This window comes from Roseibium sp. JB4-4, assembly GCF_055693425.1.
In genome coordinates this window covers 2,006,283-2,022,483 of the sequence record NZ_CM146333.1, presented here as the reverse complement: position 1 = coordinate 2,022,483, position 16,201 = coordinate 2,006,283, and the positions used below count along the sequence as shown (strand labels likewise).

Annotated in this window: 16 protein-coding genes and 1 pseudogene; 11 read left to right on the top strand and 6 right to left on the bottom strand. The window is 55.3% G+C overall.

Annotated features, from left to right (window positions below):
• The first annotated feature begins 26 nt into the window (after positions 1-26).
• From ACZ1HV_RS09270 to ACZ1HV_RS09260, 3 genes are all read left to right on the top strand, one after another.
• Complete coding sequence (locus tag ACZ1HV_RS09270) at positions 27-251, top strand: F0F1 ATP synthase subunit C (protein ID WP_055111220.1); 225 nt, start codon at positions 27-29, stop codon at positions 249-251.
• An 82-nt stretch (positions 252-333) separates the two neighbouring features.
• Positions 334-885, top strand: coding sequence for a F0F1 ATP synthase subunit B (locus ACZ1HV_RS09265; protein WP_472717904.1), 552 nt, complete (start codon positions 334-336; stop codon positions 883-885).
• A 10-nt stretch (positions 886-895) separates the two neighbouring features.
• Complete coding sequence (locus tag ACZ1HV_RS09260; RefSeq protein ID WP_298958843.1) at positions 896-1,375, top strand: F0F1 ATP synthase subunit B; 480 nt, start codon at positions 896-898, stop codon at positions 1,373-1,375.
• Between the two features lie 83 nt (positions 1,376-1,458).
• On the opposite strand, the gene ACZ1HV_RS09255 is transcribed toward ACZ1HV_RS09260, so the two are convergent.
• The gene (locus tag ACZ1HV_RS09255) at positions 1,459-2,118 is read right to left on the bottom strand and encodes a ribonuclease HII (RefSeq protein WP_472717903.1); all 660 of its coding nucleotides are present in this window, start codon (positions 2,116-2,118) and stop codon (positions 1,459-1,461) included.
• A 45-nt stretch (positions 2,119-2,163) separates the two neighbouring features.
• A complete protein-coding gene (locus ACZ1HV_RS09250) occupies positions 2,164-3,297 on the bottom strand; it encodes a PA0069 family radical SAM protein (protein ID WP_298984923.1) in 1,134 nt (377 codons plus the stop codon).
• Positions 3,298-3,407: 110 nt separating this feature from the next.
• Here ACZ1HV_RS09250 and ACZ1HV_RS09245 point away from each other — a divergent pair, with 110 nt between their 5' ends.
• Both ACZ1HV_RS09245 and ACZ1HV_RS09240 read left to right on the top strand, forming a co-directional pair.
• Positions 3,408-4,100 (top strand): glycosyltransferase, encoded by a 693-nt coding sequence (locus ACZ1HV_RS09245; RefSeq protein WP_298813805.1) that lies wholly within the window; start codon positions 3,408-3,410, stop codon positions 4,098-4,100.
• A gap of 425 nt (positions 4,101-4,525) precedes the next feature.
• Positions 4,526-4,894, top strand: coding sequence for a VOC family protein (locus ACZ1HV_RS09240; RefSeq protein ID WP_298958852.1), 369 nt, complete (start codon positions 4,526-4,528; stop codon positions 4,892-4,894).
• 252 nt (positions 4,895-5,146) lie between these two features.
• On the opposite strand, the gene ACZ1HV_RS09235 is transcribed toward ACZ1HV_RS09240, so the two are convergent.
• Positions 5,147-6,343 carry an MFS transporter gene (locus ACZ1HV_RS09235; RefSeq protein ID WP_472717902.1) on the bottom strand — a complete coding sequence of 399 codons (1,197 nt, stop codon included), beginning with the start codon at positions 6,341-6,343 and terminating at the stop codon, positions 5,147-5,149.
• 113 nt (positions 6,344-6,456) lie between these two features.
• Between ACZ1HV_RS09235 and ACZ1HV_RS09230 the strand changes: the two are divergent.
• A pseudogene (locus tag ACZ1HV_RS09230) lies at positions 6,457-7,367 on the top strand (LysR family transcriptional regulator).
• 300 nt (positions 7,368-7,667) lie between these two features.
• On the opposite strand, the gene ACZ1HV_RS09225 reads toward ACZ1HV_RS09230, so the two are convergent.
• Genes ACZ1HV_RS09225 through moaB form a run of 3 tightly spaced genes read right to left on the bottom strand, consistent with a single transcriptional unit; the run spans position 7,668 to position 9,740 of the window.
• On the bottom strand, positions 7,668-8,636 hold the full coding sequence (locus ACZ1HV_RS09225) for a glutathione S-transferase family protein (protein WP_472717901.1): 969 nt from the start codon (positions 8,634-8,636) through the stop codon (positions 7,668-7,670).
• A gap of 42 nt (positions 8,637-8,678) precedes the next feature.
• Complete coding sequence (locus ACZ1HV_RS09220; protein WP_472717900.1) at positions 8,679-9,179, bottom strand: GNAT family N-acetyltransferase; 501 nt, start codon at positions 9,177-9,179, stop codon at positions 8,679-8,681.
• Between the two features lie 3 nt (positions 9,180-9,182).
• On the bottom strand, positions 9,183-9,740 hold the full coding sequence (gene moaB, locus ACZ1HV_RS09215; RefSeq protein WP_298984932.1) for a molybdenum cofactor biosynthesis protein B: 558 nt from the start codon (positions 9,738-9,740) through the stop codon (positions 9,183-9,185).
• Positions 9,741-9,927: 187 nt separating this feature from the next.
• Between moaB and ACZ1HV_RS09210 the strand changes: the two genes are divergently transcribed.
• From ACZ1HV_RS09210 to ACZ1HV_RS09190, 5 genes are all read left to right on the top strand, one after another.
• The gene (locus ACZ1HV_RS09210) at positions 9,928-11,154 is read left to right on the top strand and encodes an aminotransferase-like domain-containing protein (RefSeq protein WP_472717899.1); all 1,227 of its coding nucleotides are present in this window, start codon (positions 9,928-9,930) and stop codon (positions 11,152-11,154) included.
• Positions 11,155-11,192: 38 nt separating this feature from the next.
• On the top strand, positions 11,193-11,837 hold the full coding sequence (locus ACZ1HV_RS09205; protein WP_298958866.1) for a ceramidase domain-containing protein: 645 nt from the start codon (positions 11,193-11,195) through the stop codon (positions 11,835-11,837).
• A 110-nt stretch (positions 11,838-11,947) separates the two neighbouring features.
• A complete protein-coding gene (locus tag ACZ1HV_RS09200; protein ID WP_472717898.1) occupies positions 11,948-14,239 on the top strand; it encodes an NADP-dependent malic enzyme in 2,292 nt (763 codons plus the stop codon).
• 87 nt (positions 14,240-14,326) lie between these two features.
• Entirely contained in the window at positions 14,327-14,644 is a 318-nt protein-coding gene (locus ACZ1HV_RS09195) for a chorismate mutase (RefSeq protein ID WP_472717897.1), read from the top strand.
• A 99-nt stretch (positions 14,645-14,743) separates the two neighbouring features.
• Positions 14,744-15,865 carry a PQQ-dependent sugar dehydrogenase gene (locus tag ACZ1HV_RS09190; RefSeq protein ID WP_472717896.1) on the top strand — a complete coding sequence of 374 codons (1,122 nt, stop codon included), beginning with the start codon at positions 14,744-14,746 and terminating at the stop codon, positions 15,863-15,865.
• Positions 15,866-16,201 lie beyond the last annotated feature (336 nt).

Genomic DNA, 16,201 nt, shown 5'->3' with positions numbered 1-16,201 from the left:
TGCAAACACATCTAGGAGCACGTGTCATGGAAGCAGAAGCAGCAAAATACATCGGTGCGGGTATCGCATGCCTGGGCATGGGCGGCGCTGGTATCGGCCTCGGCACCATCTTCGGTAACTACCTCGCAGGCGCCCTGCGCAACCCGTCCGCTGCCGATGGCCAGTTCGGCCGTCTTATCTTCGGCTTCGCCGTGACGGAAGCTTTGGGCATCTTCTCCCTTCTGATCGCCTTCCTTATCCTGTTCGCTTAATCGCTCTCAAACAGCGACATTTGATGCGACTCCGGTGGCGGCGCTCCAATAGCGCCGCCTAGCCGGATTTAGGAGACAGGAAATGGCAGGCGAAACGACCACTGAAGGCCATGCGGCCATCGCGGAAGCAGCCGGCGAGCACGGCGTGGGCTTCCCGCCGTTCGATGCGACGACTTTTGCGTCCCAGTTGTTCTGGCTCGCAATCACTTTCGGTATTTTCTACTGGATCATGAAGAACGTGGCGATGCCGCGGATCGCAGGGATCCTGGAAGACCGGAAGGACCGCATCGCCGGAGATCTTTCCGAGGCCAACCGCCTGAAGGCAGAAACCGACGCAGCGATCGCCGCGTACGAACAGGCACTCGCCGAAGCTCGCAACAAGGCTCATGGGATTGCTCATGACACGCGGGCAAAGTTGAAGGCCGAGCAGGATGCGCGCCGGGATAAAGCTGAGACCGAACTCGGCGAAAAGCTGAAAGCGGCGGAAGCACATATCACCGGCATCAAGACTGAAGCACTGTCCCAGATCGAAGAGATTGCCGGAGACACCACATCAGCTCTCGTAGAGCAGTTGATTGGTAAGGCTCCGACCAAAACCGATCTGAACAAAGCGCTGAAGTCGGCGATGAACTGAGGAGACGATCATGGACGCAACATTTTGGGCCCTGGTCGGTCTCGTTCTCTTCTTTGCACTGATCGCCTATCTCAAGGTGCCCGGCAAGATCGGTGGATCGCTTGACGATCGCGCCGATACAATCCGCAAGGAACTGGAAGAAGCACGCAAGATGCGTGAAGAAGCCCAGGCTCTTTTGTCGGAATATCAGCGCAAGCGCCACGAAGCTGAGGGCGAGGCAGAAGCCATCATTGCTGAAGCCAATTCGGAAGCAGAGCGTTTGACGGTTGAAACCAACCAGGCTCTTGAAGAGATGATCGCGCGCCGCACAAAGGCGGCGGAAGACAAGATCGCTCAGGCAGAAAGCCAGGCAATCTCTGAAGTTCGCGCCAAGGCAGCCGATATCGCCGTTGCAGCAGCCGAGGAGATCCTCGCTGCAAAGGTTCAGGACAAAGTCGCCGACGACATCCTGACCAAAAGCATCGCGCAGGTAAAAGAGCGCCTGAATTAATACTTGGGAACTTCCGAGTTGAGATAAAAAAGCGGCCTCTCGAGGCCGCTTTTTTCATGCGTTTTTTACATTCGCACTGCACATCAATCACTCGACACTTCCGCGGCCAGCCGGACGGGTTTGAAACTCATCCTGTGATGGACCGTCGGGCCAAGTGCCTCAAGCGCTTCCTGATGCCTGGGCACTCCATATCCCTTGTGTTGGGCGAAGCCATATCCCGGAAACCGGTCCTCCAGCCGGACCATCATTCTGTCCCGCGTAACCTTGGCCACAACGGACGCGGCAGCGACACAAAGGCAGCGGCCGTCGCCCTTGATCAATGCCTGGCCCGGTTGCGATAGACCGGGTGGAATGTCTCTGCCGTCGATCAAGGCATAGCTGGGGCGTTTTGGCAGTCCGTTGACGGCTCTCACCATTGCGGAAAGTGTCGCCGCGCGGATGTTGAGACGGTCAATCGTCGCCGGTGAGGCACTGGCCACACAAATCCAGGCGCTGGAAACGATGTCCAGATACAAGGCTTCGCGTTTGGCCTCGGAGAGCTTCTTGGAATCATCCAGCCCATCCGGCACGCGCTCGTAGTCAAGAATGACAGCAGCAGTGACAACCGGCCCGGCCCATGGCCCGCGCCCGGCTTCGTCAACACCGCACAAAAGCCCGTCAAAATCCAAGGCGTACCTGCGCTCAAGAGATAGGTCCGGGCGATCGGGAAAAGCCAGATCGAACAGGGAAGGCGTGCCAGTCATGTCGATCAACCTGCCGTTTGCAAGAAATCACTTCAAGCCGGGACTTCAAAAGAGGTCCAGTTGCACACCACCTTTTTGAGGTTGGCGGAAATCATTCAGGTTCAGTTTCTTTCTGCGTAAGCTGAGGCCCAGACGTTTTGCAGCAAGCGAATAGCGTTTGGAGATCTGATCCGCATAGGGACCTCGTCCTCTCATGCGTTCCCCCCATTTGGCGTCATAGTCTTTGCCGCCACGCATGGATCTGATGAGGTTCATGACGTGCCTGTATCGGTCAGGGCGATGCCTGAGCAGCCAGTCGCGGAACAGTTCGGAGACTTCAAGGGGCAACCGTAAAAGGACATAAGCAGCTTCCTGTGCACCGTGCTCGGCAGCTGCTTCCAATATGTTTTCAATCTCACTGTCGGTCAGAGCTGGGATAATGGGTGCCATCATGACCAGCGAGGGAATGCCTGCTGCGTTCAGGGCCTTGATAGCACCAAGACGTTTGTGAGGTGCGGACGCGCGGGGCTCCATGGCACGGCACAACTTTTTGTCCAGGGTGGTGACGGAGAGCGCGACCTTGACCAAATTGCGTTCGGCCATCCGCGCGAGGATGTCGATGTCCCTGGTCACGAGTGCTGACTTTGTCACGATCGCGACCGGATGAGAACAGTTGTCGAGAACTTCCAGGATTTCCCGCATCAACTTGTATCCGCGTTCCAGCGGTTGATAGGGGTCGGTGTTCGTGCCGATGGCGATCACGCGCGGAATGTAGCCCGGTTTGGACAATTCCCGCTCCAGAAGCTGCGCCGCATTGGGTTTGGCGAAAAGGCGGGTTTCAAAGTCCAGCCCGGGAGACAGTCCCATATAGGCGTGGCTTGGCCGCGCGAAACAGTAGACACAACCATGTTCGCAGCCGCGATAAGGGTTAATCGAACGGTCAAAGGAAAGATCGGGCGAAGAATTGCGCGTTATGATCGTCCGTGCACGCTCTTCCTGTACCTCGGTTTGCAATGGGGGCAGATCTTCAAGAGTGTCCCAGCCATCGTCAAAGCTTTCATAGGCTAGGGGTTCAAATCGGCCGGACTTGTTAAGTGCTGATCCCCGGCCTCTTGTTCTATCCTCCTTCAACCGGGAAGCACTGTCTTCGGGAATGTCGGCCGTTTGCTGCGCTGCAGCGAATTGCGTAGGCGCGTTCATGATCGTTTCAGGCGAGTAAATGAGAACATAAGTAGAACATTAGCCAATTTCCGCGCGTTCTCAAGCCCATTCACTCGCACTTTGAAAAAAATCCTGTAGAACTTCGGGACATGATTAGCGTCATTATTCCGACATACAATTCCGAAACCGAGCTGGTCCATGCCCTCTCGGCGCTTGTGCCCGCAGCCGCGGAAGGCGTCGTGCGCGAAGTCGTGATCGTGGACGGTGGCTCATCGGACAATACCGGCAAGGTCGCGGACGCGGCCGGTTGCCACTGGGCGGTCTTGAAGAAATCAAAGGCTGAACGCCTCGCGTTGGGTGCTGAGATCGCCAAAAGAGGCGACTGGTTGCTGTTCCTGCAGCCTGAAACGCTGCTTGAGAGCGGTTGGCACCATGAAGCACAGGCATTTGTCGAACGGGCAGCCCGCGCGCCAAACGGACCCCGGACGGCGGCCAGCTTTCGGCTGCGATACGAAGCCTTTGGGCCAGGTGCCCGTCTTGGGGAATCCGTCGCGGCGTTCCGTTCCCAGCTGCTTGGCATGCCTTATGGAAATCAAGGGCTGCTGATCTCACGTCAGTTCTATCAAAAGCTCGGTGGTCACAGGCCTTTGCCGCAGCTGGAAGATCTCGACATAGCAAAGCGCATTGGCCGCGGCCGAATGGTGTTTCTGCGGGCAGCCGCGGTCACATCCGGCGAACCGCAGCGGGAGGGCCTCATTGCAGGCTTGCGCCAATCATTTGCCCGGTTCTGCGTCGGGATCCTGCGCATTCCGGCAAGGGTCGCGATCAAACTCCACGGCTAATGACAGGCAACGGCGAGCCAGGGAACGTCCCCTTATGATGGTGCACTCCGACATTGATCGGAGCCCCTAGAGCGGGACTGTCATCTGTGTTGCAGCAGCTCACAAACCGTCTGGGTTTCCCTTGCCTTTGCACCTTGAATGCAATTCAGATCCCGAGGGATCTGAGCGCATAGTTTCTTGGGACCGTGCCCGAGGACGTATACTCATAATTGAAGAGTGGCCGATGCCCGCTTCAGGTATAACTGCCGGGGTTGATCCATCTGCCGCGTTTGGCGGCTATGCGGACATCGCTGCCGTTGCTAATCCGCAATTACGCAGATAAAATGCGTGCATGATTGCCTGAGTATCCCCACGCAAACCGCTCTTTGGTTTTACAGCGCGCCGCCTCATAGGGCGCAACAATTACTCATGCAAAAAGAAAAATCATGATTAGCTACATCACTCTTGGGTCAAATGACCTTGCTGCTTCCGCAACTTTTTTCGATGCGTTGTTCTGCGCAATAAACGGTACACGCGCCTTTAGCCTAGACAACATGATCGGCTATAGCTTTGGGCCTGAAAAACCCAAAATAGTAGTGACCACGCCCTACAATGGCGAAACTGCGTCTCACGGAAATGGTGCCATGGTTGCGCTCGCAGCAAAGGATCAAGATCAAGTCGATGCCGTTCATGCTCTGGCAATTGAACTCGGCGCAACCGATGAAGGAGCCCCGGGTCATCGAGGCAAGAACTTTTACGGTGGTTATTTTCGTGACCCAGACGGAAATAAGTTCAACATTAGCTTGACGGTCTGACTGTCTTCAGCGCTATGGACCATGAGAGGCAACTCAAAGGGTGCCTCTCATGGTCACTCTGGGCTCAAACCCGCCATTCGCTTCAGTTGGGGGCTGTCAGGTTGCAATGCGCCCCCGGAACGGGCCCTAACTGTTTCGCTCTCACCTGCCGAAAACAATCGCTCTCTGCGATTGGGTCAAACGGTCTGGCCGCGGGCAAAGGCAACCCTGATCGTAACTTGTTCAACGATCATTTCATTCTACTTGTGACTCCTATCGTGCCCAGGTGTAGACCGGAAACCGGCGCTCTCCCGCCAGGATCAGAATGGCAACCCCGAACACCAAGGACGGGATCAGAGAGATTTCCAGCCAACCAACTTGTTCAGCGAACCAGCCACCGATCATAGGCAGCGGGAATGCGATGCCGTAGCCGATGAGAGTCATTCCTGCAGACAGCTGTGTCACAGCTCTTCCTTTTGCAATGACGGCTGGCAGCGATACCAACAGAATGAGTTCTACCGATGCTGCGAACCCGGTGAGCAGGGCACCCAACCAAGAAGCCCATCCGGAGAAGAAGGTAAATAGAGCAAGCCCGAGCACGGCCAATCCCGCAGATGCCGCTATGGGCCTTCGCCTGCCAATCCAGCCTGGCGCTGCCAAAACTGCAAACGAAGCCATCAATGGGGTCGCGTTGTAGAGCAACAGTAACCAGGCAAGTGCATCACGCTCACCTCGTGCATCCAGTATCACGCCGATATAGGAGTTGATGACATAGAATAGGACAACCGATCCGGCCAGGAGCAGCCCAAATTGCCAAACGCGCGCGTCGTTCCAGTTTGGCAGTGATGCAGTCGATGCCGGATCCTGCGTACCGACTTCGGGTGCATCATTGGTTTCTTTGGGCGCACGCACGAACGTGACTGCCAACGATATGAGCAAGATGGGAACAGACCACAGGAACAACGCCATGCGCCAGTCTTCGCCGGCCAGTGGCAGCACCAAAGGCAAGGTCAATCCTGCACCAGACACTTCCCCAACCATCATACCGTTCAGATATACGGCATTTCCGAGTGCAATGTGTCGAGGCGTCCAAACCCTGGTCGCCGCGGGTAAAGCAGTCTGGAACAGGGCAACGCCAAATCCCATAAGAACAGAAACCGAAAAAAGCATCAGACCCGAAGGCGCATATCCGCGCGCGGTGGAGGCCACTGCCATCAGCAAAACACCAAAAGCAATTGCAGCTTTCAAACCGAAGCGTCCAATTAGGAAAGTCGCGGGGATCGCGCCAAAGGCAATGGCGACCACAGGCAACATGGTCAAAGCTCCGATCCCCATAGCTTCCAGCCCATAGGATTCCGCAATGCGGGTTGCCAATGGAGGAGTGGCCAAAACCGGTACACGCAGTGTCCAGCCGACGAGCCACAAGATAGCCAGTGTGAAAATCGGAAGTGTATGAAGGCGCCGGCGCAAATTTTGCTCCTCTGGTGGCAATTCAAGAGCGTGGGTCGGCTGAATATATAATTTCTAAAAAATTGCAGTAGATGTGTTATTTTGAAATCTGATATCTAATTTTTGGAAAGCAAATGAATCGATTTGCCGAGATTGAAGCATTTGTGGCCGTTGTCGAGACTGGCTCGTTTTCAGCTGCGGCTGAACGCCAAGGTGTGGCGATTTCAGCAGTCAGCCGCAGGGTTGACGAAATGGAAGCACGCCTTGGCGTCAGACTTACACTCCGCTCGACGCGTGGAGTAAAGGCCACCGAAAGAGGCCGGGAATATTACGCTCACTGTCTGCGGCTCTTATCTGATCTGAACGAAGCAGACAGCGCGATTTCCGGTCAAGACAGACCGATAAAAGGTCTCATACGCGTCGCTTGCCCGCCCGCATTCGGTTTGCGCTATCTGGCACCACTCGCCAACCAATTCGCAGCGTCGAATCCCGAGATTCATTTCGACATGGAATTAAGTGATCGGCCCGTCGACCTGATCGAAGGGGGATTTGATTTTGCAATACGTCTCGGGCATTTGGATGATCCGGCGCTGACCTCGGAACCCCTTTTTCTGTCCACTATGTCGTCGCAGCCAGCCCGGCCTTTTGGGATCAGTATGGCCGCCCAGGTACACCAGAAGATCTAACCGGTTTTCCGGCGCTCGCGTATCGTGTTGGACCGGATCCCGCGCGCTGGCGATTTTCGCGCCCGAACGGTCAAAAACTGGACGTGCAACTGTCACCGCGCATTGTCACCAATAATGGTACTGTCTTGGTTGACGCGGCTAAAGCGGGTCTGGGCGTTTGTCTGGAACCCAGTTTCGTTTGTAACGATGCAATTCTAGAGGGCACTTTGGAGACAGTGCTGAACGATCACCGCACATATGGACGAGACGCAAAACTGGTTCGGCCGGCTGCCCGGCCGCTGTCTCGGCGAGCCGAAGAGTTCGTAGATACTCTTCGAGGCGCATTCGCGACAACAGCCCCATGGGAGATCAAGGACTAGAAATTCTCCTGCTGCTTCATCAATCGGCCTGACGTGTATTGCGGACATTTGCCTGGAACGCAGCATCGGACACTCTGGGCTCCAAGACGCCGGCCGACCAAACGGACCAAGCCGCAGTGTTTTGGGCGCAAAGCAGACATTGAAGTTCGGTATGTCTGTACGATTGAAGCTCTACAAACGAGCGCTGAGAATGAGACGGCCTTCTCCGACGCCGAATGGCGGTTAAAAGCGCCAATTCTTACTCGCCTTCGTCAAGCCTGTTGCCATTCTGCTTTGGCAACGCGCCAGAGAGGCTGCAGCCTAGGCTGCCTCAAGCGGCTCTGAAAAGTCGACAATCGGTCCAAGCGGCACGATGCCGTTCGGATTTCGCAGCTCGCTTTTTGAGTGATAGCCTCGCCTGTAAATGTCGAGCTTTACCGTGTCGGCGACGCCTGGAAGGGCAAAGAACCGGCGGGCATAGGCCCACAGATGCGGGTAGTCGATCAGCCTGCGTTTATTGCATTTGAAGGCGCTCCAATAAGCGGTATCAAACCGCGCCAGTGTCGGAAAAAGACGAATGTCGGCCTCCGTGATGCTCTCCCCAGTCAACCAGGAACGTGTCTCAAGCACGCTTTCGATCCGGTCCAGCGCTTCGAAGACCTCGGTAACGGCTTCATCGTAAGCTGTTTGTGAGCGCGCAAAGCCTGCACGATAAACGCCATTGTTGAGTTTCGGATAGATGAAGGCATTCCAGTCGTCGATGTCGTTCTGCAGCTCGCTTGGGAAAAAGTCGGCCGGGTTTTCGGCAATGCCCTGGAAGGCACTGTTGAGCATGCGGATGATTTCAGCCGACTCGTTGCTCACCAGAGTATCGGTTCTGGTGTCCCACAGAACGGGCACTGTGACCCGCCCTGTATAGTCAGAGGTGCCTTTCGCATAGATCTGGTGCAGGGCCGCAGCGCCAGCGAGGGTATCGGTATAGCCGTTTTTCGGGTCAAACACCCAACCGTCTTCTGTGCGTTTCGGCGCAAGGACAGATATTCCAATGTGATCCTGAAGACCCTTCACCGCACGCATCAACAACGTGCGGTGCGCCCAGGGGCAGTTCCAGGCAACGTAGAGATGGTAACGGCCACTTTCAGCGTGGTATCCAGCTTTCCCCGTTGCGCCTGCGGAGCCGTCTGGTGTGACCCAATTCCGGATCTGTGCTTTCGATCTTTCGAAGCGATCGCCATCAACGCTGTCTCCTGTTGCATCGGAATCCCAGTTGCCATCGACGAGCATACCCATTCTTTTCTCCTTTCCGGCTGAATTAGGCCGTTTCTGCCGAAGTTACAGAGGGCAGGTCATGCGGATGGATGGAAATTCGACGTTCCCGGGCAGGAGAACGAGAAATCGTTCGATGCTATTGAAACCGCAGGCGCGGTAAAAACTCTCGCCATTCAGCGTCGAATAGCAATTAAGCTCTGAAAGGCCGCCAGATTTCGCGTCCTCGAAGCAACGTTGCATCAACAAACGCCCAATTCCCCGGCCGGCAAATTCTGGATCTGTGCCGAAATGGCGAATGTTACCGTTGTTTTCCGTCTCTTCGAGCCCTGTCGGGGATGCCTTTGTCCAGCCTCCTGCGCCGACCAGCTGGCCGTCTTCAGTTTGCGCCAGATAATAGCTGCCGGAGGTCAGGAGCTCCGGCCTTGAACGCGTGATCAATGGCAGAGCCTTGGCAAGTGTTGCTGCATCGTAAGCACTTTTGAGCAGCGCTGTGTAGCTTTTGAGGAGCAATGCCGAAACAGCGCGCTCATCGTCCAGGACTGCTGATCGAATGAGAAACGGCAATTCTCAAGCCTCCTGGAGTTTGCCGCGTTTCAAGTGTTCATCGAGCCGCGGCATGATTTCAACGAAGTTGCAGGGCATGTGGCGATAGTCGAGCTGCCACTTCAAAATTCCGTCCCACGCATCCTTGCAGGCCCCTGTCGATCCGGGGAGCACGAAAATGTACGTTGCGCCGGCCACTCCGCCTGTTGCCCGGGACTGGATAGTCGACGTTCCAATCTTGTCATAGGAAATGCGATGGAACACTTCGGAAAAACCGTCCATGCGCTTTTCAAACAGCGGCTCCATGGCCTCAGGTGTTACGTCCCGGCCGGTGAACCCGGTCCCACCTGTAGAGACAATGACGTCAACTCCCTTGTCCGCAATCCAGGCTCTTGCGATCTCTTGAATGGCCGGAACGTCGTCCTTGACGATCTTGCGGTCTGCCAGGGTATGGCCAGCGCTTTTGATCCGGTCTGCAAGCGTTTTGCCCGACTTGTCTTCATCCAATGAACGTGTGTCGGACACCGTCAGAACGGCAATATTGAGCGGAATGAACGGGCGGCTTTGATCGAGACGTGACATGAATAACTCCTTTGCATCAACACTTAGGCACTCAGGACCCTCGGGTCCAGCTCAGCCGTATTTGCGTGGTTTGGAGGATTGTTTGCGCAATAAAATTACAAAAAATAAAAAGATTGAGACACTTGCAAAATATATAGGTCAGTATTATTGACTTAATTTGTCTCTTTTGAAAGCCAGTGAGCCCGCCATGACCACCTGGGAAAGTCTTTACGCCAAGCGTGCCAGTCGAATGCGCGCGTCGGAAATTCGCGAATTGCTGAAGTTGCTGGACCGCCCGGATGTGATTTCATTTGCAGGCGGTATTCCCGACCCCGAGCTGTTTCCCACTGAGAGTTTCCAGAAAGCCTATGAGGAGATCCTGGGCGGTCCGGAGGCATCCAGGGCGCTTCAATACGGAGTGAGCGAAGGCAGCTTGCGCTTGAGAATGTGGATTGTCGCCCACATGCGCGAACTCGGTGTGGAATGCGCACCTGAAAACATTCTTATCACCTCTGGATCGCAACAGGCACTGGACTATCTCGGCAAGCTGTTTTTGTCCCCGGGGGACACTGCACTTGTCCAATGGCCAACCTATCTCGGCGCGGTTCAGGCCTTCAACGCATATGAGTTGCAATTCGACCGGCTGGATCCTGGAACCAACCGTGCCGCGGAAGACTACGCAAGAAAGGCTGATGAATTCGGTGGGCAGGTCAAGTTCGCATACCTGTCTCCTGATTTCGCCAATCCAACGGGTTTGACTGTTGGCCTTGAAGACCGGCGCCGCATTTTGGCTTTGGCTGAGAAATTATCCTGCGCAATTGTCGAAGACGCTCCTTATGAAAGTCTGCGATACGACGGTGAAGCCGTTGAGCCGATGCTGGCACTCGATTGTCAAAACTCCGGCGGTATCGAGAACAGCCGGACGCTTTATTGTGGCAGCTTCTCCAAATCCCTGTCCCCAGGTCTGAGGCTTGGCTGGATCTGTGCGGCCTCTGAAGTGATTTCCAGGCTTGTGTTGATCAAGCAGGCAAGCGATCTCAACACGCCCGTTCTCAACCAGGATGCCATGGCACGCGTTGCTGAACGCGACTTCGCCACCCACACGGCCCGAACAAATCGGATCTACCGGGCGCGGCGCGATGCCATGCTGGAAGCATTGGAAAAGCACATGCCGGCGGAGTGCCGTTGGACCAGACCGGAAGGCGGCATGTTTATCTGGGTGGAATTGCCGACTGCGTGTGATGCTGCCGAACTGCTGCAGAGCTCTGTTGAAAAGGCCAAAGTCGCCTTTGTTCCCGGAAGAGCGTTCCATCCCGATGGAAGCGGTGCCAACACGATGCGGCTGAGTTTTTCCTGCGCTGATGAACGGAAAATCGAAGAAGGTGTTTCGCGATTGGCCCGCTTGATTGCTGAAACTGTCACGTCCAGGCTGTAGTTAGATCTGAAAAGAAGCAGTAGATTGGTGCGTTGCAGATGGCATTGAATGAACAGGTCGACAATTATTGCGAGCGGGTTGGGCCCGATTTCTGGTCTGAACCGGTCAACGCCATCACAAACGCTGCCTTTCTGGTCGCCGCAATTGTCGCGTTTTTCTTGTGGCGGCGAAAAACACCGGATGACTGGCCGGCGTTTGTTTTGATTGGCGTTGTTTTTGTAATAGGTGTCGGCTCATTCCTGTTTCACACCTTCGCAACCAGATGGGCAGCACTCGCTGACATATTGCCAATTGCCATATTCATTCATGTCTATTTGTTTTTTGCACTGAAACGGTTTCTTGCAGTCACCTGGTGGCTCGCATTGTTGATTGTTGTCGGGTTTTTTCTGGCAACACCGTTTGTCGCTCAAGTGATCGCACCTTTGGTCGGCTCTTCTGCGGGATATGTGCCGGCGCTGCTCGCGATTTTCGTCGTGGGCGCTTTGTTCAGAAGGCAAAACAGCCGCCTCGGCGCACAGGTGCTGATCACGGGCATTGTCTTCGCGCTTTCATTGACTTTCCGCATGTTGGATGAGCCAATCTGCAACCAATTTGCCTTGGGAACGCATTTCCTGTGGCATATCCTGAACAGCATTGTGCTCTTTGGACTGTTGCGGGTTCTCATTTTGCATCGCGCCAGATAAAGCTCAGAGACAATTCATCAAATCGCTGCAATAGTTGGCAGGGGGCCATGCCGCCGCGAATTGCAGAAAAAGACTACCTAACGGAATATGCCAGGGAGACAGGGACAGTCATGAGCGACAGCAAATCCAACGAAAGCGATCTGACAGAAGCCGCCCTGTATTTTCACGAACATCCAAGGCCTGGCAAACTCGAAATCCAGGCCACCAAGCCATTGGGCAACCAGCGCGACCTGGCTCTCGCCTATTCTCCGGGCGTTGCCGCACCCTGCCTTGAAATTGCCGAGGATCCCGCGAAGGCCGCCAATTACACGTCCAGGGGCAACCTTGTCGCTGTGATCTCCAACGGAACCGCTGTTCTTGGACTTGGCAACATCGGACCGCTTGCCTCAAAGCCGGTGATGGAAGGCAAGGCGGTTCTTTTCAAGAAATTCGCCGGCATTGATGTGTTCGACATCGAAGTTGCGCAAAACAATGTCGACAAGTTCGTCGATGCCGTTTCGGTTCTGGAGCCGACGTTCGGTGGAATCAACCTGGAAGACATCAAGGCGCCTGAATGCTTCATGATCGAAGCCAAGTTGCGCGAAAAAATGAACATCCCGGTTTTTCACGACGATCAGCACGGCACGGCGATCATCGTCGGAGCGGCGGTTCGAAACGGTCTGCAGCTGGCCGGCAAGAAGATTGAAGATGCCAACATCGTTGCCTCCGGGGCCGGTGCTGCCGCGCTCGCCTGTCTGAATATGCTGATATCCCTTGGCGCAAAACGTGAAAACATCTGGGTCACTGACATTGAGGGTGTCGTCTATGAAGGACGCGAAGTTCTCATGGATGAGTGGAAGTCCGCTTTTGCGCAAAAGACAGATTTGCGCACGCTTGATCAGGTGATTGATGGTGCGGATGTCTTCCTGGGATTGTCCGCAGGCGGTGTATTGAAACCACATATGGTTGAGAAGATGGGCAAGGGACCCTTGATCCTTGCTCTTGCAAACCCCAACCCGGAGATCATGCCGGAAGAGGCGCAGAAAGTGCGCAGTGATGTCGTGATGTGCACCGGGCGCTCCGACTATCCGAACCAGGTCAACAACGTTCTGTGTTTTCCATATATCTTCCGTGGTGCACTCGACGTTGGCGCGACCACAATCAATGAAGAAATGAAACGTGCTGCGGTTGAGGCAATTGCAGGCCTTGCGCAGGAAGAACCCTCCGATGTGGCCGCGCGCGCTTACGGCGGCAAGACCGAAATCTTCGGCCCGAATTATCTCATACCGTCACCATTCGACCAGCGTCTTATCCTGCGCATTGCACCAGCTGTTGCCAAGGCAGCCATGGACACCGGTGTTGCAACGCGTCCGATCGAGGATTTTGCTGCCTATTATGACCGGCTGAACCGCTTCGTGTTCCGGTCAGGTCTCATCATGAAACCGATCATCCACAACGCTACCAAGGATCCGCAAAGGATCATTTACGCGGAAGGAGAAGACGAGCGGGTTTTGAGAGCCGCGCAGGTTCTGATTGAGGACAAGATTGCGAAACCCATTTTGGTCGGCCGGCCCGATGTTCTTCAGCAGCGCTGCGAACGGTTCGGATTGAAAATCCGCCCGGAGGTCGATTTCGAATACGTCAACCCGCAGGACGATCCCCGTTATCGCGAATATGTCGACGAGTATTTCGAATGTGTCGGTCGCCTCGGTCTGCCGCCTGATGCGGCAAGAACCGTCGTGCGCACGAACGCCACCGTCATTTCCGCACTCGCGGTCCGGCGGGGCGAGGCGGACGCTGTCATCTGTGGACTGGAAGGGCGCTACACCCGCCACCTGAGAGACATCAAGCAGGTCATTGGTGTTTGTGAAACGGCACGCGATCTCTCGGCCATGTCATTGTTGATCAACAGCCAGGGCGCTCTGTTCCTGTCCGATACCTTTGTGACCGAAGATCCAACGGCTCAGGAGATCTCCGAAATGGCAATCCTGGCAGCCCAGGAAATTCGCCGGTTTGGTATCGAACCCAAAATCGCTCTTCTGTCGATGTCCAATTTTGGTTCTCGTGAAACAGCGTCCTCGCGCAAGATGCGCGAAGCCCTTGAACTTATCTGGGAACGGCATCCGGAACTGGAAGCCGACGGTGAAATGCATGGCGATTCTGCTCTGAGTACCGATTTGCGTGAACGTGTCATGCCCAACAGCAAGCTTACGGGCGAAGCGAACCTGTTGCTGTTTCCGAACCTCGATTCCGCCAACATTGCCCACAATCTTTTGAAGGTGGCCACGCAAGCTCTCCACGTTGGGCCGATCCTTCTGGGAACGGCGCGACCGGCTCATATTCTGACGCCGTCCGTAACCTCCCGGGGTGTCGTGAACATGTCAGCGCTTGCCAGCGTGGAAGCGCAGACCCGGACGAGCTGATAGCTGCTTCAATTTGCGCATTCCCTTTCCTGATGCGAACCGGTACATCCGGTTCGCTTCTGTTCTGTCCACCAAAGCGTGAACCAAGTGAAACACCCAGCAGATTGCGTCAACAAATCCGACATCCGCACAGCCATCGACAGGCTTGATGAAGACCTCCTTCAAATTTTTGCCCGCAGGCAAGGATATGTGCGCCGCATGGCGGAATTGAAGAATCGGCCTGAAGAAGCCTTCGACCATGAGCGTATTGAAACCATGGTTGCAGCAATCAGAGCGCGGGCAGCGGAGCTGGGTCTGGAAAGTGACCAGGCCGAGCTTATCTGGCGCACTCTGATTGATTGGAATGTCGCTTATGAAAAGCGGGCAATTTCCGCGCGATTGGAAGGCGGCGCTATAACCTCCTGAAATGACATTTCCGTTTTTTGCACGTTTGACGCTGTCAACCGCCAGCAAAGTGCCTACCTATGTGGTCACTTGTTGGTCAGCTCAAGGACGGAACACCTCATGAATTTCAGGACGTTTTGCCTGCCTGCAATTGCTGCAATGGCCCTTTCCATGACAGGTGCCACGATGCTTCCAGTGGCAGCTCAATCTTCGTTCAATCTGGAGACGGTTACAGAGGGACTTTCCTATCCCTGGAGCGTTGCCATGCTGCCGGACGGCGGCTTTTTGGTAACTGAGCGCGACGGTGTCTTGAAACACGTCGATGCAGAAGGCAATCAACAGGTGGTCGAAGGCGTGCCGGACGTGTTTGCGCAAGGTCAGGGTGGTCTTCTGGATGTTGTCCTCAGCCCGGATTTTGAGAACGATGCCACGGTATACCTGACCTTCTCGCAAGGGTCTCCGGAAGGAGCCGGCACATCTTTGTTCAAAGCGGTGCTGGGTCAATCGCAAGGCGGCGGATATGCGCTCGAAGGCGAGACGATCTTTGCAGGCAACAACAAGGCGTATGGCGGGCGACACTTCGGCTCCAGGATCGCATTCGCGCCGGATGGCACGTTGTTCATGACGATCGGCGACAGGGGAGACGGCGACAGGGCTCAAGTGACTTCAGACCACACAGGTTCCGTCTTGCGACTGACCTCAGACGGCACTCCGGCATCTGACAATCCCTTTGTCGGCGACGACAGCTACAAGCCGGAAATCTGGTCAATTGGTCATCGCAACCCGCAAAGTGCTGCGATCAACCCCGCAACCGGTGTTCTTTGGACCGTCGAGCACGGAGCCCGGGGAGGGGATGAAATCAACATTCCTGAGGCGGGCAAGAACTATGGCTGGCCGATTATTTCCTACGGACGGCATTATTCGGGCGGCAAGATTGGCGAAGGCACCTCCAAACCTGGTTTGGAGCAACCCATTCACTATTGGGATCCGTCCATCGCGCCTTCAGGCATGGCCTTTGTTACGAGCGATACCTACCCTGACTGGAAAGGCGACCTTCTGGTTGGGGCGTTGCGTGGCCAGCATCTTTCCAAACTGGATTTGAGCGGAAACGAAATTGTTGGGGAGCAGCAGTTGCTGACGGATCTTGGCGAGCGAATCCGTGATGTGCGTCAGGGTCCTGATGGTTTCATTTATGTTTTGACCGACAGCGATGAGGGCCGCCTTATCCGGCTGGTTCCCTGACACGTTAACGAATGGTTTGATCATTAAAGGGATTTCAAGCTGCTTGGCTTGACTTTTGCGGCTGCTAAGACGATATAGCAGCCAGCAATCGCTGCCGCGTGAGCAGACAGCGCGCCGAAAAATTTGGAAACCGACTGGTTTCCTGGCTGCCGCTTCCGATTGTCCAAACATGAGCCTAATGAGGGGCTCAAACAGTTCCCAATTCACGCGAGGGTCTGGCGGCATGGAGCCTTCATTGTATTGATTCCGGCTGCCGCGCTTCATAACAAACCGCAGGGCAGGTGCCGTGCGGTACCGCAAGCGTGTTTCGTAGCGCTTGCAGTCAAGGAATTCAAT

What these genes read in the sequence shown, in the direction of transcription:
- ACZ1HV_RS09205 (WP_298958866.1), top strand. Translation starts at nt 11,193, where the DNA reads ATGGCATTGAATGAACAGGTCGACAATTATTGCGAGCGGGTTGGGCCC.
- moaB (WP_298984932.1), bottom strand. Translation starts at nt 9,740, where the DNA reads ATGTCACGTCTCGATCAAAGCCGCCCGTTCATTCCGCTCAATATTGCC.
- ACZ1HV_RS09210 (WP_472717899.1), top strand. Translation starts at nt 9,928, where the DNA reads ATGACCACCTGGGAAAGTCTTTACGCCAAGCGTGCCAGTCGAATGCGC.
- ACZ1HV_RS09270 (WP_055111220.1), top strand. Translation starts at nt 27, where the DNA reads ATGGAAGCAGAAGCAGCAAAATACATCGGTGCGGGTATCGCATGCCTG.
- ACZ1HV_RS09250 (WP_298984923.1), bottom strand. Translation starts at nt 3,297, where the DNA reads ATGAACGCGCCTACGCAATTCGCTGCAGCGCAGCAAACGGCCGACATT.
- ACZ1HV_RS09265 (WP_472717904.1), top strand. Translation starts at nt 334, where the DNA reads ATGGCAGGCGAAACGACCACTGAAGGCCATGCGGCCATCGCGGAAGCA.
- ACZ1HV_RS09260 (WP_298958843.1), top strand. Translation starts at nt 896, where the DNA reads ATGGACGCAACATTTTGGGCCCTGGTCGGTCTCGTTCTCTTCTTTGCA.
- ACZ1HV_RS09225 (WP_472717901.1), bottom strand. Translation starts at nt 8,636, where the DNA reads ATGGGTATGCTCGTCGATGGCAACTGGGATTCCGATGCAACAGGAGAC.
- ACZ1HV_RS09255 (WP_472717903.1), bottom strand. Translation starts at nt 2,118, where the DNA reads ATGACTGGCACGCCTTCCCTGTTCGATCTGGCTTTTCCCGATCGCCCG.
- ACZ1HV_RS09200 (WP_472717898.1), top strand. Translation starts at nt 11,948, where the DNA reads ATGAGCGACAGCAAATCCAACGAAAGCGATCTGACAGAAGCCGCCCTG.
- ACZ1HV_RS09245 (WP_298813805.1), top strand. Translation starts at nt 3,408, where the DNA reads ATGATTAGCGTCATTATTCCGACATACAATTCCGAAACCGAGCTGGTC.
- ACZ1HV_RS09240 (WP_298958852.1), top strand. Translation starts at nt 4,526, where the DNA reads ATGATTAGCTACATCACTCTTGGGTCAAATGACCTTGCTGCTTCCGCA.
- ACZ1HV_RS09190 (WP_472717896.1), top strand. Translation starts at nt 14,744, where the DNA reads ATGAATTTCAGGACGTTTTGCCTGCCTGCAATTGCTGCAATGGCCCTT.